The organism is Bacterioplanes sanyensis (assembly GCF_014652515.1).
GTDB classification, from domain to species: Bacteria; Pseudomonadota; Gammaproteobacteria; order Pseudomonadales; family Oceanobacteraceae; genus Bacterioplanes; species Bacterioplanes sanyensis.
The window spans coordinates 11,423-32,268 of the sequence record NZ_BMYY01000015.1; the positions used below are offsets into that span (position 1 = coordinate 11,423).

A 20,846-nucleotide genomic window follows, 5' to 3' on the forward strand; every position below is an offset into this window, starting at 1 on the left:
CTGAGGCAAGCTTTTACAGTTGACACACCTCTTTCCAAGAGCCATCGGAACCGGGCTCGCTTTGAGTCCACCATTTGGCTTGATAAATCACGCCCTGATGCAATATTTTATCCCCCGTTGCAGCATGGCTGGGGTTGCCCGCCCAATCGCTTTGCGGCCAGTTTGGATATTCGGGAATACCGTCGGTGCTACATTCATCGTTGCCATCTCCATCTCCATTGCCATCACCGCCGCCATTTAAATCTGCCACAGGCAATAATGGATACTCTTGACGGGTGCCATACACATCATCACCAACCCGCACGCGCATGCCATTGGGCAAAGGTACCGGCAGGTAATAGTTCATCGTGATGTCGAGACTGTCGCCTGCGGCAAGCGCCTTCCAGCTTGGTAAGGTTAAGCGTACACGATGAAAGTCGTTTTCTAGACCGCCAACGTTACCGCTGGCGGTATTGCTGCCATCGGCAATCACAGTCAGCCCCATGCCACTTTGGTCATTGATAACGCTAGACGTTGCCGTAGGCATATTAAATTCAATCTGTGTACCGCCCGGAATTGCTTGCTCACCACGATTGGTTAGCCTGAGTGTTGGATTCAATGGGTAATTATTGTCACCCACCATATAGCCAACAAAGTCATAATTTAAAGCGACCACCTGTTGTGGACGGTCAATATTGTCTGCAGCAACAGTCTCGTAAGGCGGTGCATCACGAAATGCGTTGTAGGCGATGGTCGTTAAGCGATCACCGATAAAGAACTCCTGACGATCTGGCAGCCAATCGTAATCACCCGCCAGCTCCCAAAACATTATGCCACCCACTCCCTGATCGATAACATACTCTACCTTGGCCGCCATGGACTGCTCGTCTTCGGTGGATAAAAATACTCTTTGCTCTGCATTCCATAGCCAAGGGGCTTGCGCGATGTCGTCAAAGTAGCGCTGATAGTTTCCCGTCAGTTGCGTATCGGCTGAAAAGCCATACGCTGCTAAATAAGAACCTAAAATCCCTTGCTGCAGGTTTTTAGCATGCCACATAGGGTTGGAACCTGCGCCAATCTCAACTCCGTTGGCATCCTTGTCATGCCATAAGTTATTGAGGCCTAAGGCTCCAAACCCACAGGGTGTTGAAATACCGGTTCCAGGTGGGCAATCAGTTTGCGAAGGCAATGCTGCTTTACCCCACAAGCCATGCGTTCCGCCCTGCACGTTTTGCCAACCACGGGTGTAATAGGGCACGCCGATATTAATGCGCCCGGCAGCGATGGCTCCGCGGAAATAGTGCACCGCCCAGTCGGTATTAAGGTAACCAATATTGCCATACTGTGGCGTGCTGTAGACCTTGCCTTCCTGTAACTCCAGATCATCACCGGTATCGTACAAAGCGGCGTTATGGCCGACGTAATGATTCCAGGCGCCGTGCAGGTCGTAACTCATAATGTTGACAAAGTCCAAGTACCGCACCACGTCAAAATCTTCCATGCCCCGCAGTAAATAGGCTGAACTGGGCGACGCGATGGTCAACAAATAGTGCTTACCATCTTCGACCGAAGCGCGATCAAGGGCCTCACGCAGCGCCTGCATTAAAACTTGATAGGAGCGCCATAAATTTTTACGTTGAGCATCACTGAAGGCGTAATCATCTGGGTTACCGGCACCTTGCATCGAGCTCGGGTATTCATAGTCGATATCCAGCCCATCAAATTGATAGCGCCGCAGAAACGCCACTGCCGATTGCGCAAAGGCATCAATGCCAGCGTGATTCACACTGCCATCGCCATTGGTGGTCATGGAGTAAAAACCACCATTGGCGACGCGCTCCCCATCTTCATTAAAAAAGCCACCGGTTTCAGCCCAACCACCGACAGAAATCAGAGTTTTTACATGTGGATGCTGGCGCTTGTACTGGCTTAATAAGTTAAAGTGACCCTGATAAGGTAAACTTGGGTCCATTTCTGCACCCGCGACGCCAGGCCAGGTCATTCCCGTCGCAGGGTTTTCTGGGTTAGCTGGATTGCCCACCGATAGCCGATAATCGTTATCTATGTGAGCAAAGGCATAATTAATGTGAGTGAGCTTTTGCCAAGGAATATCGTTAACCAAATAGCTCGGCTGGCCATTTTTGCCATGCCGCCAACTGGTAAAATAGCCGATAATTCGGCGTTGATGCTCAGTGCCTAACTGTTCACGTCCGTCCTGATCATAAACGCTGCAATAGGGCACGGGTGTGTCTGGTGTTGTATACAAACCGCTAGGCTTGCAGTTTTCATCGTTGGCTTGAGCCCCATAGGTCACGGTGGCCAAAGCAACTAACAATAACTGTCGAATCATTATCGTTCTCCCTGGGTGCCTTAGAGAAAACCTCTAAGGCCCGCTATTGAAATTATTGGCTGATTTGGCTGTGACCCAGACCTTGGTGCATGGCATTGAGGATATGGCCGTTATCGGCATCAATTTCCCAGGCAAAAATGCCACCGAGATTATTCGCTCGAACGTACTGCCCCTTAGCTTTCACCGAGCGTGGCGTATCAAAGGTAATTAATGTGCCGGTGCTGTAGTTCCATAAATACGATGCTTTGGCGATGTCATCCCAAAACAACTGGAAACCATCAATGCCTGTGCCATCGACGCCACCCATGTATTTTTGCTCGATGACTTTGTAATCTTCGATGCCCTTTTCCCATGAGCCGCTGATACCATCTCCTCCCGTACCAGCAAATGGATTATCAGGCTGACCGCCGCTGACATTTTTCCAACCACGGCCATACATAGCAGCACCTAGGACGATTTTCTCTGCAGGCACATTGCGGGATAACAAGTGTTGCACCGCATCATGCGCGCTAAAGCCGTCGATGGCCGCATCGGGCGCAGCATAAAGACCTGTTTGATGGCCAAGCACACCATTCCAAGCCCCGTAGTAGTCGTAGGTCATGATATTGATGTAATCCATGTATTGCGCGGCTTGCTCCCAATCAACCTGAGACAGTTTTTCTACCCCGCCACTCAGCGCAGCGGTTAGTTGATAATTACGGCCGGTTTCCTGACTGAGCGCATCCAGTGCTTGGCGCAGCTCTTTCATCAACACCACAAAGCCCGCACCGTCTTGAGGAGAGCCCAACGCCGGGTTCGCACCGCCACCGCCTGGAAACTCCCAGTCAATGTCGATACCGTCGAAGAAGTCGTATTTTTTAATAAAGGCAATCATAGAGTCGATAAAGATGTCTCGGGCAGCAGCATCTGTACCTATGTCATACAGTGGATCAGATAGCGTCCAGCCACCGACGGAGGGCAGAATCACCAAGTCTGGCTGGGCATTGCTAAGGCGATACAGTTGACCAAAAATACCGCGAATTTCCTGATCCCATACATCACCTGGGTAACTCTTTTCCAGTGCTGCAAACTTATCATGCACCACTACTTCGTAATCCTGCTTGTTGGCACATTGGCTGACCAAAGCGGAATACCCTTGTGGATTGGCTTGGGCAAGGCTGTCATTCGGGCCGCAAACCGGAATAAAGCCGTAGTACAGATGGGTCAGATTCGTGGAAGGAATATCGGCGACCTGATAGTCACGGCCATAAATGCCCCATTCAACAAAATACGCCCCTACTTGCTTGCCGCTGGTATTCTGGTATGCCTGATTGTTTTGCTTTAGTGGCTTGGGCCAATCGCTATGGTCTAAATCGTCACCATCAGTGGGACCGCCGCTCACTTTAACATTGGCCATGGCCGACATACTGCACAGCTCATCCTTCGCATCCGTATCACACAATTTGACTTGATATTTGTGGGTACCGTTTTCACTGACGGTTACTTGAGCCGATGCAGACTGCGCGTTGGGGCTATTTTTTGCTATGTCTGCCTGGTGTATTAATTCACCATCTTGATACAAGTACCAACGGTTGCCATTGGCGCCATACCAGAGATTCCACTTCAGCGTGAAGTCTTTTGGCCCGGCGGAGATATTTTGCTCACCAATCCAGGCGATACTTGGGGTTGCTGGCTGGGTTAAGCTTTCCATTTGCAAATCATCTTTGGCCATTGCTGCCGGCACGCCAGCCACTATTCCAATATTAACAATGAAAAAGGTCGATAAAGAAAGTCGAGTAATAGACATCGCAAAGTCCTTCGCTGTTGGCTATTGATAAAAATTCAATGTGGTCTCATCAAGCGAAACCGTGAAAGCAACAGTTTAGGAGCCTCTAGCGCGACAAAAATCAGATGAAATTACCATTCTCATGGTGAAGAATAATTGTACTAACAAATGACTGTTGGAAAACCAAATAAACTAATCCACTGGTATCAATCAAAATATCTACTGGTTGCTTATTCAGAATAATAAGTAGGAAAAAACCATTTCATCATAAAACCTGATAATCTCAATCGAATATAACAATATCTCTATCGACTAAGGGATACCCCTGAATCATTTAGTACCAAAACATAAAGCCACGAAGCCATCGTGGTTTTTCGCCGACACACATGCACTGTAATGGCTGAAAGCCGGCGGCTATAAAGGTGCTGGCATAAGGGTTAGCCACACCAAAGTTACCAAAGCCGACCAGTTTGCGAGTCATAGGGCGAAACGAGGTATTTTCCAAGGTTGCTTGGCGTGAAGATTGAACGCCATTGGAGAGAATGCATGGGCATCTCTGAACAATTCGGTGCTTTCTCTGGATCGCCAAAGGACGCTAGATCACGAAGCCGGTTTGCCGCTCGGCTACAGCAAAAATCGGCGACACAGAGCTGGAGTTCTCTGGCGCTCCCCGCAGAGCGAGGGCGGCAAGCCTCTATAACGTCGTTGGCGATGTTGAAAAGGGCTGGCCATTTTCTGCCATATACGCCTTGCTCTAAAAGTCTGCTGCACCCGCGCAGAGCTGTGCAAAATGATTCAGAGGTACCCTAAGTCAATAGCCATGGTATGGGGAATAGCTTTCAGGCACGGATAAATCAATAACATGCGGCGCTAAGCTTGCAGTGACTGAAAAACTTCTTTCAACCAGAGTGGCATGGGAGTTTTCTGCAAGCTTTGCTGGCACAAAGTGACATAGCTAATGCTGGCCTGGTAGACAGGCTTTTCTTCTACTCTGCCAGTAACAACAAAGCTGTATGAATGCTGACCAACATAGTGAATGGCTACCTCTTGCTCTAACAATTGATCGTAATGCAATGGTTGCAGGTACTCGATTTCACTGTGGCGCACCGGTGTCACGATGCCCGCCGCCTTAAGTGCGCGAATGCAGGGTTGGCCCAGTCGTTCACTCAATGCCTGATGTGTGGCTTCTAACGCAAAGTCGGTAAAGCGCGGTGTATAAACGATGCCGGCAGGGTCGCACTCGCCAAATAAAACGGTGCGTGAAATGACGCTAGTGCCCACAAGGTTACTCCATGGGTTGCAAAACGATGCCGTCATCATGGCCGCACAATATCGCTCTGCCAACAGCTGGCCAGAAAATCGATAAATTGCCGCACCACCGGCAGTTGATAGCTGCGTGATAAATACACCGCCCATAAACTGCTGCCTGGCACATGGTGCTCTGGTAGCACCATCACCAACTGGCCGCTATCAATCGCTGGGTTGGCGATATCACAGGGCAGGCGCACTATGCCCTGACCTTTGATGGCCGCGCGCAGCAGGGTCATCACATCGTTGGCTTTTAAGTTGCCACTGACTTCGATGGTTTGCGGCTGATTGCTGTGTACCAAAGACCAGTGCGATGCATTGAGGTGAACCAAGCAGTTGTGTTGGCGCAAATCGGCGGGGGCATTGGGAGCGCCATGACGGTTTATGTAATCTGGCGAGGCGCAAATAACGGCGTCAATGCTGAGCAACTTGCGCGCAATTAACTGCTCATCGGGTTGCTCGGTATAGCGCAAAGCAATGTCCACGCGCTCATCCACCAGCTGGCTGTACGAGTCGGATGCCAGAATATCCACCACGACTTGTGGGTGCTGCTCAGTAAACTGGGTAACTGCGTCTAGGAGCATGTGTTGTGCCAAACCAATGGGCGCGGCAATGCGCACGCTGCCTGCCAACTGCTCGCGCCGGTTAAGCGCTGCTGCCTCTAGCGCCGCCGCTTCACTGAGAATGCGCCGACAGCGCAGTAGGGCCTCCTCGCCGGCACTGGTGAGGCTGACTTTGCGCGTGGTGCGGTGCAATAAGCGTTGTTGCAGCCAGGCTTCCACCTCCTGCACATGGCGTGACACCTGCAGCCGACTTAACTGCAGCTGCTCAGCAGCCTGGGTAAAGCTGCCAGCATCGGCCACTTCGATAAAACTGCGAATGGCGTTGAGTCGGTCCATAGGCATTCAATTAGTATCTTATATCGATACAAACTACATCAATTCTATGAATTTATCTCGTATAACTGAGTTATTAGACTGCTCGCATCGTAACAGCATCAGTTACTTATTACGTTTTTAAGCGAGGACATCCGTATGCAAAACACCACAGCTCAAACCAACAGCAACCCCATCAACGTCGCCGTGTTGGGCGCCAGTGGCTGGATTGGCAGTCATATTGTTAATGAGGCGCTGGCACGTGGCCACCAAGTAACGGCGATCGCGCGCCAGCCAGAAAACATCAGCGCCGAGGGTGCCAGTGTGCGAGCCTTTGATTTGCTTGATGCTCAAGCTGACCTGGCTAGTGCAGTACAAGGAGCCGATGTGGTGATCGCCGCCATTGGTGGCCGCGCGGCAGGCAATCACGAGTTGGTGGCACATACCGCTCAGCGCTTGTTGGCCGAGCTGCCAAACACATCGGCATCCCGACTGTTGTGGGTTGGTGGAGCTGGCTCCCTTGAAATAGCGCCAGGCGTTACCTTAGTGAGCGTGCCTGACTTTCCAGCAGCCTATCGCGCGGAGGCATTGGCACAAGGTGAAGCGCTGGAGGTTTTTCGCAACAGCAGCAGTGCCATCAATTGGACCTTTGTTAGCCCAGCCGCAGAAATTTTCCCGGGTGAGCGGCAGGGCAGCTATCGCGTTGGCGGTGAGCAACTGCTCACTGACGACAACGGCAATAGCCGTATCAGCGTCAGCGATTACGCCAAGGCCATGGTGGATGAGCTGGAAGCAGCACAGCATCTGAATCAGCGCATTGGTGTGGCGTACTGATTCTTAGGCTAAGGACTATGAGCTGACTGGTTTGGGTGGGCTGATATAAGAAGGATCGCTAATGGCGGTTTGCCACTGCAGCTGAGCATGGCAGACTGGGTGCTCTAGCGCTAATGATGATTGCAAACCGCACGATAAAAGGAAGCCCGAATGTCTGACGCCAGCTCATTGCCCGCCAATAAAAAATACAATAAGAAAAAGGTTCGCATTGGTAACATTCTGTTTGGCGGTATTTTTTTCGTCTCCGGTTTATTTGCAGCCGCCATGATTTTATTTGGCAATGAACAAGGAGAGTCACTGGCATTTCGACTGTTAATGGCGCTTGTTTTTGGTGGTGTTTTCGGTGGTGTTGGCGGCGCTATTATTTGGTTTTCACTAAAAAATGATGATTTAAAACAGGATCTAGAAAAAATACGCCGACATGGCATTCCCAGTCTTGAGAAAAGCCTGGATAAAATTTTAACGGTTGTGGCGGCGGTGGTTGCTGTACCTGGGTTCATCATCGCGATGCTGGGGCTGATTAACTGGGAAGGTTATGGCTTTAACAGTTTACTGTTTTTTCTATTTAGCGGCGTTCTGTATTTGCATGCGCGTAACATGCGGCGCGATTATGAAAAAATTGGTCCGACGGTTGTTTTTCCTGATCCAATCCCGGCCATCATTGGCCATGAAGTGGGCGGCTTTTTCATGTTGGCGGCTAAGCCCCGCAATGATTTGACATTGAGGCTCAGCTGCCTTCACACCTACAGCAGTGGCTCTGGTGATAATAGCTCTACAAGCACCCAGATAATTCATCAGCAAGAAACGGCGGCTTACTTGGAGCCGCAGGGCGACGGCGTGCAAAAAGTTAGCTTCCTGTTTCAGCTGCCGGAGGATAAGCCGGAGAGTGACAGCCCGGAATATCGCGGCACCATCAGCTGGGAGCTCAGTGCCACAGGCATGGTCACCAACGATACCAAAGTACCGGGCACTCAGATCTCTGAGCTGATCGAGCTCAAGCGCACCTGGAAGTTACCTGTACTGTCTCAGGCCTATGCCAGCGCTTTAGGTCTGACTGCTGAGGCCAGCCACGTGTCTATTCCACAGCAGCACCAGCAAAGCGTTGAGCGTCAATACCGCCGTGCCGCCGAAAACAGCGTTGAGCAGCAAATTGATATGCAAACCGATGCGCAAGGAGCCACCGAGATCATCAGCGAAGCGGGGCGCAACTCGAGTATGTGGGGCACATTACTGGGCTTGGGGGCGATCTTTGGCTTGGTGGGCCTTGGCTTATTGCTGGTCATGCTGGAAGAAGGCGGTGCATTGTGGCTAATAGCGCCGGTCTTTACGTTGGTCGGCTGGGGCCTGTTTGCTTTGGGTGTATTTCTCGCGGGACGCAAGCTCGAAGCGCGTATTTATCAGGGCAATGTGCAGGTCATTCGCAGCGTATTTGGGCGCCAGCTGTATCAGCGCAGCGGCCAAATTACGTCGCCATCGCAGCTCAGTTTAAAAGAAACCATGAGCTCCACCTCGCAGGATCATGTGAAAACCGAATACATGGCGATTTATGCCGATATCGATGGCAAAAAGATTAAGTTGGCCGAGGGCATTGAAGGGCGCTTAGCCGGTGAAGTGATGATGGATAAAATCAAATCAGCATTGACTCAGGAGCTGGATGCTGAGTTGAGCTAATAGACTGATGCTCCTTAGCCAACCCAGTGCCAGGCGGCACTGGCTGCCTAGCATAATATCGAGCTATACAGCTAGCGACTTAGTTAGGCGAATGTAACCCTAGGCGATTACCTTCGCTATCTAGAAACAGTGCAAAGAAGCCGCTTTCGTCCGCATGGGGCGTTTTGCTTAATACAATCTTTCCGCCATTGGGCTCTACGCGTGATAATACCTGCTGCAAATCATCCCCTGCGTTGAGATACAGGGTCACACCAGAGCTAGAGGGCACACAGCCTTCGCCTTGCATGATAACGCCAACCGTCGATTGCTCATCGTAAGGAAATAGCCCCAGCTTGATATCCTCCATCTCCATGACCTCGATGGATACGTCCAAGATGGCACTGTAAAACGCCACGGCGCGGGTTAAGTCGGTGGCCGGAATCTCAAATATGGCGGCAAGGTTGCTCATGTTTTTACCCCTTTAGTTTGGATAGACGATTTCATCATCGAAACCAGCTAAACCTAGTACAAGCATCCAAGATGCCAATTGTAAAAAAACGACAATCATCAGCTGTGGATGCCGCTACTTGTAAAAAGCCGTTGAAAGCGCTGTGCTTTTATCGAGTAAAAACTTGCTAGGCGATACGCCAGTAAAGTGTTTGAAATCTTTGATAAAGTGCGATTGATCGTAGTAGCGGCTGTTATGCGCGATATCGGTCAGGTTGCCCTCTTGATTCAACAACAGCTTTAACGCCGTTTGCATGCGCACCAGTTTGCACAGTTGTTTCGGACTCATACCAACCTGCTGTAAGAACTTTCGCTCTAGCTGACGTTTTTGGCTAGCATCCTGGCTGGCAACGTCGTCAATCGACACTTGGCCATTGCTGTTCGAGATCAACTGCACGGTTTTTAGCACCAAGTCTTCAATCCGCTTCTCGTCCGTCAGCCTCTCTAGCAAAAATGCCTCAACCGCCTTGATTCGATCCCGTGTGGTAGGCGCATCGATAATGGCTTGCTCAAGGCGCGAGGCATCTGTCTGGCCGAAGACCTCAGCAAGCGGGGTTTCTTTGTTTCTAAGATCTTTTAGCGGCACATCGGCAAACAATGCAAAACCGAAAGGCGAAAAGCTTGCTGCAAAGCTATTTACATACCCAGTAGGCTGAACGTAGAAAGGCTGGTTGGTCTGGCCCAGTACCATAGCACGGGGCTGCAATACGAACTCAGTGTCTGAAACAAAGCGACGAATATCATCACCAAGAATAAACGCCAGTTCAATTCCGCCATCGGGCACAATGGTTTGCCTCTCGGAGCTGTGCTCTGGCGGGACTTCGAGTGTCCAGTAGAAGTTAACAAAGGGGGCTAAGTCTTCACTGGGGTCGAAGGTGTTGTAGTCCATGTTTATTCCTGTAGGCCCGAGAAGCTACGTGGGGAAAAGCTACCACAGAGTCTGCATTCAACCCAAAAATAGTGTTAAATGGCTGATCATCCAGCCCGGCTTGCAAAGGAAGATAAGGGCACCTCTAAATAATTCGGTGCTCGTTCTGGATCGCCAGAGGGCTCTAGATCACGAAGCCGGTTATCCGCGTTAGTTGGCTACAGCAACCTAAGAAGTTCAGAAAGATGCTGGATGGTATTGGCCGCTGGTACCAGCTCACTCGCGTGATGATAGCCCTGTAACCAGGTGGCCTGCATACCCGCCGACAGCGCACCTTCAACATCATTTATCGGATGATCGCCGACATACATACACTGTAATGGCTGAAAGCCGGCGTCTAAGATGGTTTCTATGAAGATGCTGGCGTCAGGCTTAGCCACACCAAAGTCACCAGAGCTGACCAGCTTGCGAATCAAGGGGCGAAACGAGGTATTTTCCAAGGTTGCCTGGCGCGAAAATTGAGCGCCATTAGAGATAATGCCAAGATAATAACCATCGGTATGCAGTTGTTGCAATAAGCGTTTGGCACCGTCCATTTCCACGGTATTTTTAGGAAATTCTACTTGCCAAAACCTAGTGAGCTCATCAGCACCAGGGTTGTCGGGCCAGTCAAGCTGCTTAGCTAGCTCGCCGCCGATTGCTTCGTACACTTTTTTATAAGGCGAACCCAGCGCTAAATAGCCACCGTTATCTGTTTGCTTAATAAGATCAGCGATGCGCTCAACATCGGCCTTCACCAAGCGCGACTGGTAAACATCAACAAAAGCCACGGCAAAGCGCTCAATACTGGCCGAGCGATCCACCAAGGTGTTATCCAAATCAAAAAAGATGGCTTTAATCATTACTCCCTCGATACAGGCCATTTAACACATTTGCCAATCGCTGCGCTGCCAAGCTGGCTTGTTGATTCCAGATGGTGACATGCTGCTGGTGCAGTTCACTGCCGGCGGTAATGTTTTTATGGGGCTGGCGATAAATCTGGCGGGTAATTTGTAGCGACTCGCTGGCCCAGTTGTATACGGGCAGTGATGTTGATCGTGACGTTAAGCGCACCGGCGCCAGCGTTTGTGGCTGATACTGCAGTAAGCGTCCATCCCAGTACTGGTGTAAATTGGTCCGCTCACCGTCAAACTGCAGACGCAAGCGGTTGCCACCCAAATCATCGCTGTAGCTCACATGCATCGGCTGATGCACATCGCCGATAAAATGCCCAACAAAGGCCAGTGCTTGCCAGTTTTGTGGCTGCTGTTTTAATAATTGCCATTGTTGTAGTAGCGCCTCGGTCACGCAGCCTTGGCGACCACAGTCACCGGCACTAACGCGCTCAGCCTTGCGACTGACGTTAATATAGTGCCAGGTTTTGGTGTGCTTGAACTCACTTTTTTTGCGTATTTGATCTGGCCAAGCGCATAAATCGGCAAAGTTTTTTACACCCCCTTGGCGGGCGATGGTATTCAACTGCTGCGCCACTTCAGCCGGCAGCGCTTGCTGTGCGGTACGGCAAATCAAGCGATGCCCATAGCCACTAAACGACCAAGCTTGACTGCTCACTACCGTCAAAGCCAACAATAAAAATAGTGTTTTCATTCATTGCTTCCTGTTGGAATAAAACCGCATTCGGTCAGTGTTTTGCGCCAAGCTTGAACATGCCGTTGGCTCGCCCTTGTAAAGGTTTGCTGGCGTTGTTCGAGCTCCATCAACCACTGTTTATACGCTGCTGGCACAACACCAGCTTGCAGCTCAGATTGGTTAAGTAGCGCTTGCATATCTCGTAGCTGAGCCAGCAGCTGCTTGCCCAAGCGATCGCTGCGACTCATATACGGCTGTACCTGTGCTAAGTAGAATTTTTGAAAAACGTTAAACAGTATTTTGGCGTTATTCGTTTGCTGGCCAGTGATGCACAAAGGTTTGTCAGCAAAGCGCTGCTCCAGCACATCGGCCACACGGTTTAATACATCGGTTTGCAGCGCTTGGGCATGCAGCCATTTGCCCAAGGTTTCGCCTAATAACAGTTGTTGCTGATGAAACTCCATATCACTGCTTTGATAGGCGTAATCCTGCTGTTGCCAACGCTGGCCTTGGGCGATGGCGTAATCCAATGCCTGCACACTCAGCGATAGGTGCGCGGGCTCTGCGTCTGTCATTTCCAGCGCGGGTGCTGCCGGGCTGATAAAAGTTTGCCATTCTTTGGCGGTCAGCCAGGCATTCCACCAAGAGCGCATACGTTGCTGCTGTTTTAGTTGATTGGCGGCGGCCAATTTGGCGGTTAACTCGGGGCGCTTGCTACCCAACTGCTCGATGCACTTGGGTGCCAGCAATAAAAAATCGCGTTCCATATGCAGCCGCTGACTGGGCTGGGCAACCTTGCCTAGGGTGGAGTTTTTTTGGCCGATGGCATAGCCCAGCTCACATTCATTCAGGCGTAAAAATTCTAATAAGCCGACATCGGCCTGGGCCAGTGGCAGTTCAATCTGACGCGTGGGCAGCGCCGGCAGTTGCACGCTGGCAGGCTCAGCAAGTGGCTGCTCTACCACGCGAGCAACGCGCTCGGCATAATCTTCCAGCCGCTGCGCTGGGCCATTGGAACAGCCCAACAACAGCAGGCTAAAACAGGCTATGTAACCACTGCGGACGCGGCGCAAAGGCTTGCTGTAAAGCCACCACTTCATCTCGAAATGCCTCGGTTAAAAATGGCCGTTCCAGGGCAAATACCTGATACACCCCTCCCTGCAGCTGCAACATGTTCTCCGGCTGTCCGCCTTGGGCCAGCAAATGGGTGCGTAAAAATGAAATCCAGGAGGTCACTACAATCCAGGTATTGAGCGCTAAGCTGTTTAAGTCGTCATCATTGAGGGCAATAATGCCCGCCGTGCGCAGCCCCCGATAAATTGCCACCACGCGCTGCAAGCACTGACGAAAAAACGCTTGGTAGTGGCTTTTTAATTGGTCATCCGCGGCCAGCAAATGTTCCATATCGCGATGAATAAAGCGGTAATCCCACAGGCCAGACAAAATCCCCTGCAAGTAGGTGATTTTGTCCGTCACCGTCAATGCCCGCTCCTCGGGCACTTCTAGCACCGTCAACACTCGCTGCTGGTAGCTCATGGCCAGCTCAAAGATGATGGCCTGCTTGTTTTTGAAGTGGTAATACAGGTTGCCGGGCGAAATTTCCAAGTGCGCGGCGATGTGATTGGTGCTGACGTTGCGCTCGCCCTGCTCGTTAAACAACGCCAGGCTGGCGTCTAAGATGCGTTGTCGGGTGGTCATATTGCCCTTCTTGTCATTTGTGACACGGCGCTGGCCGTATCGGCCCTGTTGCCGGGAACCTTGACGCTTTAGAGTAATCACTCTAATAATGGCATAAACGCAGCGTCGTGGGGTGGAAGCCTAATGGCGTCACCCAAGTTGATCAACTCACTACGCAGACCACCGTCAAGGAGCACAGCTTATGGTCGCCACTGTCGCAGAATTTCGCTCAGATAACGCCGAGTTAGCGCGAATGAAGGAGCTGTTTCAGGCTCAGCGCCAAGCCTATCGCCAGCGGCCAATGCCGTCACTGGCAGAGCGCCTGGCCGATTTGGGCAAATTGAAAGACGCTGTGCTCAAACATCAGGATGCCTTGGCCAGTGCGGTCAACCAGGATTTTTCATGCCGCTCGGTGGATGAAACCCGCATTGCCGAAATCATGACCACGGTCGAAGGCATTAACTACACCAGCAAGCGTTTGCGCCGCTGGATGAAACCTTCGCGCCGTCACGTCAGCATGCTGTTTATGCCCTCTAGCAACCAGGTTATGTATCAGCCGCTCGGCGTGGTGGGCATTATGGTGCCGTGGAATTATCCCATTCAACTGGCGTTATTGCCGTTGATGACCGCCCTCGCCGCTGGCAACCGCGCGATGATAAAAATGTCGGAATTCACCCCGGCCACCAATCAAGCATTAAAAACCCTGCTGGCAGAGATTTTTGACGACAAGCAAGTGGCCGTCATTGAAGGCGAGGTGGACGTTTCCAGCGCCTTTGCTGAGCAGCCTTGGGATCACTTAATTTTTACCGGCTCCACCGCCGTGGGCCGCATCGTCATGGGGGCGGCGGCGAAAAACTTAACGCCTGTAACGCTGGAGCTGGGCGGCAAATCACCCGCCATTATTGCGCCCGGGGCCGATATGCACGCTGCGGTAGAGCGCATTTGCTTTGGTAAATCGTTAAATGCCGGCCAAACCTGCATCGCGCCCGACTACGTGCTGGTAGAAGAAGGCCGTCAGCAGGAATTTATCGATACCTACCAAGCCGTCTTTGCCCGCATGTACCCCAAGGTAAAAGACAACAGCGACTACACCGCCATTATTAATGAGCGCCAGCACGAGCGCTTGCACAGTTGGGTGAGCGAAGCGGCTGAGCAAGGCGCCAAGGTCACGGTGGTGAATCCGGCCAATGAAGATTTTAGTGGCACGCGCAAAATGCCGCTGCACATTGTTGAAAAGGCCAGCGATGATATGAAAATCATGCAGGAAGAATTGTTCGGCCCAGTATTGCCCGTGGTGCCATATCAACACCTGCAACAAGCCATTGACTACATCAACGACCGTGATCGCCCGCTGGCGCTGTATTTATTCAGCTACGACAAAACCATTCAACAACAAGTGTTGGAGCAAACCCACGCGGGCGGCGTGACGATTAACGACACCCTAATGCACATCGCTCAGGACGATATGCCCTTCGGCGGCATTGGCCCCTCGGGCATGGGCCACTATCACGGCAAAGAAGGTTTTTTGAGTTTATCCAAAGCCAAAGCCGTGCATAAAAAAGGTAAGTTCAATAGCGGTCAGTTTATTTATCCGCCTTATGGCGGGGCACTGCAAAAATTGATTCAAAAATTATTTATTCGCTAGGGGCCGTGTATGCTGACAACCAGCCGCCGTGGTTTTATGCAACTCAGTGGCGGCGCCGCCGCTGCCTTAACCTTGGGCTCTTCCCTGGCGTTGATGTCAGGTTGCAGCCGTGAACCCGCTGACGGGCTCAAGTTTTTAAGCACCGACGATGCCGATTTTCTTGCCACCTTGGCGCCTGTGATTATGGCCGGTAGTTACCCCGGCCAACTGGGCCCAGAGCAAGCCCGAACACGCCAAGTAGCCGCGCTGGACAGATTAATTGGCACCCTGCAAGAACATGCGCAAAGCCAGCTAAAACAGCTGTTGTTGGTGATGTCCTCCGCGCCGCTTCGGGCCGCTATGGGCGCGCCCTTTGCTAACTGGCGTGAAGCGTCACCCGAGCAGGTCGAAGCCTTCCTGCTCAGCTGGCGTGACAGCAGCCTGCAATTAAAACGCATGGGCTACGCCTCATTATGCAAACTGCAAACCATGTGCTGGTACGCCATGCCAGAAAACTACATTGCCACCGGCTACCCGGGACCACCGCAAAAAATCCCAGCCTGACTATAACAACGAATTAGCTGAGCAGTTATGAAAACCACCGAGCGCAAACCCGATATTCCCGTCGTAGCCGGTATTCAAGACCCTATGGTTAACGGCATCGCCAACGGCTGGCAGGTGCAGGAAGCGACCGAACTGAACGACGGCAGCGTACTAGAAGCGGATGTCGTCATCATCGGCACCGGCGCGGGCGGCGGCACCAGTGCCGAGATTTTATCGGCGGCCGGTCTTAAAGTGCTGATGCTAGAAGAAGGGCCGCTAAAATCCAGCAACGACTTCAACATGGACGAACGCGAGGCCTATCGCGATTTATATCAAGAAAGCGCCGGCCGTATGAGCAAAGACGGCGCCATGTCGATTTTGCAGGGCCGCTGCGTCGGTGGCACCACCGTGATTAATTGGACCTCCAGCTTTCGCACACCCAAGCAGACGTTGGATTTCTGGGCACGCGAGTTTAATGTTCAGGGCTTAAGCCAGGAGGAAATGGCGCCTTGGTTTGAACGCATGGAGCAGCGCTTAAACATTAGCGATTGGCAAGTGCCGGCCAATGAAAACAACGCCGTCTTAAGCCGTGGCTGTACAAAATTAGGTTATGACTGGAAGGTGATTCCGCGCAATGTCGCTGGCTGCTGGAACCTGGGCTATTGCGGTACTGGCTGCCCCACCAATGCCAAGCAATCCATGCTGGTGACGACCATTCCGAGCGCGTTAGAGCAGCAATCACAACTGATTTACAGTGCTCGCGCAGAGCGCTTAATCATCGAAGGCAATAAGGTGCTGGGGGTGGATGTTACCGCGCTGGATGCCCGCTATCAGCCCTCTGGCAAGCGCTTAATCGTTAAGGCACCGCATGTCATTATGGCCTGTGGCGGCATTAATGGCCCGGCATTGCTCAAGCGCTCCAATGCGCCAGACCCGAATAACCGCGTCGGCAAGCGCACCTTTTTGCACCCCGTTGCCTTTAACTTTGCCCGCTTCGATCACACCGTGGATCCATACTATGGCGCACCGCAGTCGATTTATTCTGACCATTTTCAATGGCAGAGTGTTGCTGGCGCCGTGGGCTATAAATTAGAAGTGCCGCCACTGCAGCCAGGTCTGGCCTCCGTTTTATTGCTCGGCCACGGCAGCGATCATTTTAATGATATTGCCCAACTTCCCAATACTCACTCCATGATCGCTTTATTGCGTGATGGCTTTCATGCGCAAAGCCAGGGCGGCAATGTCGAATTAGCCAGCGACGGCTCGCCTATTTTGGATTATCAAATTAACGACTATTTATGGGATGGTTTTAAACGCGCCTTTTTAACCATGGCAGAAATTGAGTTTGCCGCCGGCGCTAAGGCCGTGCGGGCCTCCCACCTCGACTCACGCTGGGCGAGCAGCTGGCAACAAGCCCAAAACGACATTCAACAGCTTGAGTTTCGCAGCAATGCCTTTACCGCTGGCAGCGCACACGTCATGGGGGGCTTGGCCATGGGAGAAGATTTATCCCAATGTGTCGTTGACAGCAATGGCAAATACCACTACTTAGATAACCTCTACGTCTTCGACGGCTCGGTCTTTCCCACCAGCATTGGCGCCAACCCACAACTCTCAATTTATGGCTTAGTGGCACGCCAGGCCACGTTACTGGCACAGAAGTTAAAGCCTGCGTAATAACATTTCCCCGGCTCCGCCAGCCGGGGAAGTTGGATCGAGCAGCCGAAGTACTTTTATATCTCTTCTATACTAACGACAACCTTATCACCTTCTTCAACCTGATAGGAAACGGCATAGATTCTTCCGGCCTTAAGCTCCCACTTAAACGCACCCTCTGTTTCAGATGTTCTATCGACACCATACATATAGGTATGCATAGCAGCCTGCCCACCTGCTACGCCCATTACTGTTGACGCCAATATACCCGGCATTCCCTGAATTTCGAGATCAAAGCTATAAATGCCAGGCTCCAGTTCAATTTTTGATAACGAGTAAAGATCATAGCTAATATCTCCATTGATCTTGTTTACCAAAATGCTACTTTTTTCCAATATATGCATTACCCTTTGTCTGCAACAAAACCGTTGCTTTTTTGTCGAAAGGAGTATCAGGCTTCACATTGTAGTATACCGTCCGAGTACACCCACCAATAAAAGCCAGCATCAATAGTATTAGTATTCTAGCCTTCATTTCTCAAATACTCCTGAATAGAAGAAGACAAAGTCCCAGCCAAAGAGTCATCGATGGTATAGAACGGAGCAAAAGGAATTAGCCAAACACTGAAGTACCGACGGGAACTTTGCGCATAGGTTTTATCAACTAGTTTCTCCTGTTCTTTTATTCGAGATATATTAACATAATGATCGATATTGAAATCCATTCCTGGAATGATAGTAAAAGTAAGTGCACTAATTAAGATTAGAGGATTACGCAACTCCAGCAGATCCCCCTGACGACCATCGTGAGCAAAATCCTGTACTACATACACTTGAAGATAATCATCGGGAAGCTTATCTACCTCTTTTCGATCAATCACGGTTTGATTAGGGAAATGCTTTTTTACCGTGTCAAAAACTGTATCTCTTGATGCTTGGGTCTCGAAGTCATCCTCACTACCATAATTAGTATAAAATTCCACAATGACCGGTATATTCCGATCAATTTCGAATAAGCCAGTACCATGATCGTATTGATGGAGATCACCAACATGGAAAGTACCACAGCCCTGTAAACAGGCAAGTAGCAAAATAATTAGCAGACGCCGCATAATAAGTATACCTACAAGCAATAAAAAGGGCAGGATCATACGCATATAGGCCTTGATCTAAAAGGCATCAATTTAAAAGTATTTCACCTACATTGGTATAACATGTCAATATTTGCCCACCAAATACAAAAGGGCGCTAATAGTCCGACATTAGCACCCTTCATATTGCTAACTGCTAGTAGCCTTTTGCCGCAAATCCGTTACCTGATCATACCCAATGCCCCAGTTATCGGTATTGACCTCGTCGATAATCACGAAGGTAGTGGCAGGGTTTTTATCCAGAACATCGACCATAAGTTGGGTCGCTCCTTGAATCAGAGCTTGTTTTTGCTCTTTGGTAACACCTTCGTCGGTGATTTGAATGTTGATATATGGCATAAATTTATCCCCGTACTAATTATCTGCATACATTTTATTAACGATTTTCCATTCGCCATTTTCTTTTAAACAGCCAAGAAAATCCGTGTAGTCTCGTCCTAGCAATGGGCAATAAACTTTGGCCAACGCTTGCTCATTGAGCACCTCAAGCCACTCCAGCCGGTAGTGGTAGTCATGCCCTAACTCACTGGGAACCGGGCGCTGTGCTACCAGCGCTAGCCAATCATTTAAGTTTCGGCGCAGATTTGGGGCTTTTAATACCGCATCCGGATGAAAGATCCGCCGCAGCAACGCCACATTGCCGTGGTGCAAGCCATCACTGTAGTCACTCACTAACTGCCTGACTTGCTGCTGGTCTGTTAGTGCATTCATTAGGCAGCCTGCTGCGCTTGCTCTGCCCGCAACGCTTGCTCAAAGGTCGGGCGCTCAATGACGTGCTGCAACATGGCTTGGGTGTTCGGCCCGATCACAATATCGACGGGAAACGCCGCACTCCAACGCGAGTACACCGCGAGCATAATATCTGTCGCAGATAACTGCTCACCGCCTAAAAAACGCTGCTGCTGCAAGCGTTGCTCGACCACGGCCCACAAACGCGACACCTCCTCTGCGGCTTTTTCCATTAGCCCCTGCCGTAAAGAGGCATCCACATCGGTACCAGCAAGAAAGAACAACCGACCATACGCCGGGTGCATGCTGGCATTGGCAAACATAATGTCTTGCAGCGCCTGCTGCTGCCCGTCAGCTGTGCTTGGCATCAACGCGTTAGGGTGCTTATTAAGAATATGCAGCATGACCGCTGCACCCTCCAGCAGGACTTGCTCACCGTCTAACAACACAGGCACAACGCCCGCTGGATTAATCTCACTAAAATTATCGACCTGCTGTTTGTTAATCAGCGTGACGGGCTGTTGCAACTCTCGCAACACCACTTGAGTGGCCAAAGAGCATGCATCGGGGAGGTAATAAAGGGTGTACATAGCGTTCTCCTGTTGAACTTGATTGGCCTTCATCGTCAGGCCCAAACACAGGTTAGGCTTCTCCTCTACTGCTATATATAGCTACAATGCGAACCTATTGTTCACAAATAGGAAACAGAAATGGATAAGTTGCGCGCCATCGAGTGGTTTGTACGGCTGGCGGATTTGGGCAGCTTTACCCTAGTGGCGGAGCATGCGCACACGTCTAAATCCATGATCAGTAAGGAAATTAGCCGCCTGGAGCAAACGCTTGGGGTGCGCTTGTTACATCGCACAACCCGCAACCTACGCCTGACCCAAGCCGGCGAAGGCTACTTGCCTAGAGCACGACAAATACTGAACCAACTCAGCGAGGCGGATAACTTTGCTCAGCAGCTCCAGCAAACGCCCAAAGGGCGGCTAAAAGTTAACGTGCCCATGGCGCTCGGCATTACCGACCTAGGGCCCATGTTTGCTGAGTTTATGCAGCACTACCCAGAAATTGAGCTAGACGTTCACCTAAGCGATGGCGATATCGACCTGGTGGAACAAGGCTTTGACTTGGGCCTGCGCGCCAGCAGCCAAGCGCTCGATTCCAACTACGTTGGCCGGCCTTTAACCCACTTTAGCTACCATATTTGCGCCGCAGCCGATTATTTTGATCATCATCCAGCCATTATAAAGCCCAGTGACTTGCGCCAGCATAATTGCTTTGAGTACAGCTATTTTCGCAGCAAAAACACCTGGCCCATTGATGATGGCGTCGTGATTAATGGCACGCTACGAGCCAATAGTGTGCTGTTTATGCTGGCCGCCATTCGCGCTGGCCATGGTCTGGGTATGGTGCCCGACTTCTTGTGTCGAGATGAGTTGAAAACCGGCGAGTTGATACAGGTATTACCGCAAGCCAAGAAGCCACAACTAACCCTATACGCCATGTACCCGGCTCGCCACTTTGTGCCCGCACGAGTACTGCAGTGCATTGAATTTTTACAGCAAAAATTTAATCATTAATCACCGTCAAATAGAGAGGATTTAGTCGATGACTGCTTCTATTCTGAGTGAAGGCTATATTGATAAAGCCTTACGCCCTGTTCGTCTATTTCTAGCAGCTTAAAGCCCAACTTCTCCAA

General features: G+C 50.9%; 21 protein-coding genes. 6 read left to right on the plus strand and 15 right to left on the minus strand.

All coding sequences use genetic code 11. The features are described 5' to 3' along the window. Positions 1-13: 13 nt before the first annotated feature. The 4 genes from IE090_RS15995 to IE090_RS16010 all read right to left on the minus strand — a co-directional run bounded on the left by IE090_RS15995 (position 14) and on the right by IE090_RS16010 (position 6,301). Positions 14-2,329 (minus strand): glycosyl hydrolase family 18 protein, encoded by a 2,316-nt coding sequence (locus tag IE090_RS15995; RefSeq protein WP_189389934.1) that lies wholly within the window; start codon positions 2,327-2,329, stop codon positions 14-16. Positions 2,330-2,381: 52 nt separating this feature from the next. Then, a complete protein-coding gene (locus IE090_RS16000; protein WP_189389936.1) occupies positions 2,382-4,115 on the minus strand; it encodes a glycosyl hydrolase family 18 protein in 1,734 nt (577 codons plus the stop codon). 849 nt (positions 4,116-4,964) lie between these two features. Further along, positions 4,965-5,375: an acyl-CoA thioesterase gene (locus tag IE090_RS16005; RefSeq protein ID WP_189389938.1), complete on the minus strand. Its 411-nt coding sequence runs from the start codon at positions 5,373-5,375 to the stop codon at positions 4,965-4,967. Positions 5,376-5,410: 35 nt separating this feature from the next. After that, a complete protein-coding gene (locus tag IE090_RS16010) occupies positions 5,411-6,301 on the minus strand; it encodes a LysR family transcriptional regulator (protein WP_189389940.1) in 891 nt (296 codons plus the stop codon). Positions 6,302-6,436: 135 nt separating this feature from the next. Here IE090_RS16010 and IE090_RS16015 point away from each other — a divergent pair, with 135 nt between their 5' ends. Both IE090_RS16015 and IE090_RS16020 read left to right on the plus strand, forming a co-directional pair. Continuing rightward, positions 6,437-7,111 carry an NAD(P)-dependent oxidoreductase gene (locus IE090_RS16015; protein ID WP_229815805.1) on the plus strand — a complete coding sequence of 225 codons (675 nt, stop codon included), beginning with the start codon at positions 6,437-6,439 and terminating at the stop codon, positions 7,109-7,111. A gap of 150 nt (positions 7,112-7,261) precedes the next feature. Beyond that, positions 7,262-8,782, plus strand: a complete 1,521-nt coding sequence (locus IE090_RS16020; RefSeq protein WP_189389942.1) for a hypothetical protein — start codon at positions 7,262-7,264, stop codon at positions 8,780-8,782. A 79-nt stretch (positions 8,783-8,861) separates the two neighbouring features. On the opposite strand, the gene IE090_RS16025 is transcribed toward IE090_RS16020, so the two are convergent. From IE090_RS16025 to IE090_RS16050, 6 genes are all read right to left on the minus strand, one after another. Next, positions 8,862-9,230, minus strand: a complete 369-nt coding sequence (locus IE090_RS16025; RefSeq protein WP_189389944.1) for a VOC family protein — start codon at positions 9,228-9,230, stop codon at positions 8,862-8,864. A 114-nt stretch (positions 9,231-9,344) separates the two neighbouring features. Then, complete coding sequence (locus tag IE090_RS16030) at positions 9,345-10,157, minus strand: helix-turn-helix transcriptional regulator (RefSeq protein ID WP_189389946.1); 813 nt, start codon at positions 10,155-10,157, stop codon at positions 9,345-9,347. A 197-nt stretch (positions 10,158-10,354) separates the two neighbouring features. Next, positions 10,355-11,038, minus strand: coding sequence for an HAD family hydrolase (locus tag IE090_RS16035; protein WP_189389948.1), 684 nt, complete (start codon positions 11,036-11,038; stop codon positions 10,355-10,357). Continuing rightward, entirely contained in the window at positions 11,031-11,783 is a 753-nt protein-coding gene (locus IE090_RS16040) for a S1/P1 nuclease (protein ID WP_189389950.1), read from the minus strand. The genes IE090_RS16035 and IE090_RS16040 overlap by 8 nt, the downstream gene beginning before the upstream one ends. After that, positions 11,780-12,865 carry a DUF3080 family protein gene (locus IE090_RS16045; protein WP_189389952.1) on the minus strand — a complete coding sequence of 362 codons (1,086 nt, stop codon included), beginning with the start codon at positions 12,863-12,865 and terminating at the stop codon, positions 11,780-11,782. The genes IE090_RS16040 and IE090_RS16045 overlap by 4 nt, the downstream gene beginning before the upstream one ends. Then, the gene (locus IE090_RS16050) at positions 12,801-13,463 is read right to left on the minus strand and encodes a TetR/AcrR family transcriptional regulator (RefSeq protein ID WP_189389954.1); all 663 of its coding nucleotides are present in this window, start codon (positions 13,461-13,463) and stop codon (positions 12,801-12,803) included. The genes IE090_RS16045 and IE090_RS16050 overlap by 65 nt, the downstream gene beginning before the upstream one ends. A 181-nt stretch (positions 13,464-13,644) precedes the next feature. Between IE090_RS16050 and IE090_RS16055 the strand changes: the two genes are divergently transcribed. The 3 genes from IE090_RS16055 to IE090_RS16065 are packed head-to-tail and all read left to right on the plus strand — an operon-like array spanning position 13,645 to position 17,286. Continuing rightward, positions 13,645-15,087, plus strand: coding sequence for a coniferyl aldehyde dehydrogenase (locus IE090_RS16055; protein ID WP_189389956.1), 1,443 nt, complete (start codon positions 13,645-13,647; stop codon positions 15,085-15,087). A gap of 9 nt (positions 15,088-15,096) precedes the next feature. Next, entirely contained in the window at positions 15,097-15,630 is a 534-nt protein-coding gene (locus IE090_RS16060; RefSeq protein ID WP_189389958.1) for a twin-arginine translocation signal domain-containing protein, read from the plus strand. Positions 15,631-15,657: 27 nt separating this feature from the next. Next, a complete protein-coding gene (locus IE090_RS16065; protein WP_229815806.1) occupies positions 15,658-17,286 on the plus strand; it encodes a GMC family oxidoreductase in 1,629 nt (542 codons plus the stop codon). A 56-nt stretch (positions 17,287-17,342) separates the two neighbouring features. Here IE090_RS16065 and IE090_RS16070 read toward each other — a convergent pair whose 3' ends face one another. From IE090_RS16070 to IE090_RS16090, 5 genes are all read right to left on the minus strand, one after another. After that, on the minus strand, positions 17,343-17,669 hold the full coding sequence (locus IE090_RS16070) for a hypothetical protein (protein WP_189389960.1): 327 nt from the start codon (positions 17,667-17,669) through the stop codon (positions 17,343-17,345). Positions 17,670-17,788: 119 nt separating this feature from the next. After that, a complete protein-coding gene (locus IE090_RS16075) occupies positions 17,789-18,421 on the minus strand; it encodes a hypothetical protein (protein ID WP_189389962.1) in 633 nt (210 codons plus the stop codon). Between the two features lie 123 nt (positions 18,422-18,544). Further along, positions 18,545-18,754: a 2-hydroxymuconate tautomerase family protein gene (locus tag IE090_RS16080; protein WP_189389964.1), complete on the minus strand. Its 210-nt coding sequence runs from the start codon at positions 18,752-18,754 to the stop codon at positions 18,545-18,547. Positions 18,755-18,769: 15 nt separating this feature from the next. After that, a complete protein-coding gene (locus IE090_RS16085) occupies positions 18,770-19,126 on the minus strand; it encodes a nuclear transport factor 2 family protein (RefSeq protein WP_189389965.1) in 357 nt (118 codons plus the stop codon). Further along, on the minus strand, positions 19,126-19,734 hold the full coding sequence (locus IE090_RS16090; RefSeq protein WP_189389968.1) for a glutathione S-transferase family protein: 609 nt from the start codon (positions 19,732-19,734) through the stop codon (positions 19,126-19,128). Before IE090_RS16090 ends, IE090_RS16085 begins: the two co-directional genes overlap by 1 nt. A gap of 120 nt (positions 19,735-19,854) precedes the next feature. Here IE090_RS16090 and IE090_RS16095 point away from each other — a divergent pair, with 120 nt between their 5' ends. Beyond that, complete coding sequence (locus IE090_RS16095; protein ID WP_189389970.1) at positions 19,855-20,727, plus strand: LysR family transcriptional regulator; 873 nt, start codon at positions 19,855-19,857, stop codon at positions 20,725-20,727. Positions 20,728-20,846 lie beyond the last annotated feature (119 nt).

Excerpts from the sequence above, each read along its gene's own strand:
- IE090_RS15995 (WP_189389934.1), bottom strand. The coding sequence starts at position 2,329 with ATGATTCGACAGTTATTGTTAGTTGCTTTGGCCACCGTGACCTATGGG.
- IE090_RS16000 (WP_189389936.1), bottom strand. The coding sequence starts at position 4,115 with ATGTCTATTACTCGACTTTCTTTATCGACCTTTTTCATTGTTAATATT.
- IE090_RS16010 (WP_189389940.1), bottom strand. The coding sequence starts at position 6,301 with ATGGACCGACTCAACGCCATTCGCAGTTTTATCGAAGTGGCCGATGCT.
- IE090_RS16015 (WP_229815805.1), top strand. The coding sequence starts at position 6,437 with ATGCAAAACACCACAGCTCAAACCAACAGCAACCCCATCAACGTCGCC.
- IE090_RS16020 (WP_189389942.1), top strand. The coding sequence starts at position 7,262 with ATGTCTGACGCCAGCTCATTGCCCGCCAATAAAAAATACAATAAGAAA.
- IE090_RS16025 (WP_189389944.1), bottom strand. The coding sequence starts at position 9,230 with ATGAGCAACCTTGCCGCCATATTTGAGATTCCGGCCACCGACTTAACC.
- IE090_RS16030 (WP_189389946.1), bottom strand. The coding sequence starts at position 10,157 with ATGGACTACAACACCTTCGACCCCAGTGAAGACTTAGCCCCCTTTGTT.
- IE090_RS16035 (WP_189389948.1), bottom strand. The coding sequence starts at position 11,038 with ATGATTAAAGCCATCTTTTTTGATTTGGATAACACCTTGGTGGATCGC.
- IE090_RS16040 (WP_189389950.1), bottom strand. The coding sequence starts at position 11,783 with ATGAAAACACTATTTTTATTGTTGGCTTTGACGGTAGTGAGCAGTCAA.
- IE090_RS16045 (WP_189389952.1), bottom strand. The coding sequence starts at position 12,865 with ATGAAGTGGTGGCTTTACAGCAAGCCTTTGCGCCGCGTCCGCAGTGGT.
- IE090_RS16050 (WP_189389954.1), bottom strand. The coding sequence starts at position 13,463 with ATGACCACCCGACAACGCATCTTAGACGCCAGCCTGGCGTTGTTTAAC.
- IE090_RS16055 (WP_189389956.1), top strand. The coding sequence starts at position 13,645 with ATGGTCGCCACTGTCGCAGAATTTCGCTCAGATAACGCCGAGTTAGCG.
- IE090_RS16060 (WP_189389958.1), top strand. The coding sequence starts at position 15,097 with ATGCTGACAACCAGCCGCCGTGGTTTTATGCAACTCAGTGGCGGCGCC.
- IE090_RS16065 (WP_229815806.1), top strand. The coding sequence starts at position 15,658 with ATGAAAACCACCGAGCGCAAACCCGATATTCCCGTCGTAGCCGGTATT.
- IE090_RS16070 (WP_189389960.1), bottom strand. The coding sequence starts at position 17,669 with ATGCATATATTGGAAAAAAGTAGCATTTTGGTAAACAAGATCAATGGA.
- IE090_RS16075 (WP_189389962.1), bottom strand. The coding sequence starts at position 18,421 with ATGCGTATGATCCTGCCCTTTTTATTGCTTGTAGGTATACTTATTATG.
- IE090_RS16080 (WP_189389964.1), bottom strand. The coding sequence starts at position 18,754 with ATGCCATATATCAACATTCAAATCACCGACGAAGGTGTTACCAAAGAG.
- IE090_RS16085 (WP_189389965.1), bottom strand. The coding sequence starts at position 19,126 with ATGAATGCACTAACAGACCAGCAGCAAGTCAGGCAGTTAGTGAGTGAC.
- IE090_RS16090 (WP_189389968.1), bottom strand. The coding sequence starts at position 19,734 with ATGTACACCCTTTATTACCTCCCCGATGCATGCTCTTTGGCCACTCAA.
- IE090_RS16095 (WP_189389970.1), top strand. The coding sequence starts at position 19,855 with ATGGATAAGTTGCGCGCCATCGAGTGGTTTGTACGGCTGGCGGATTTG.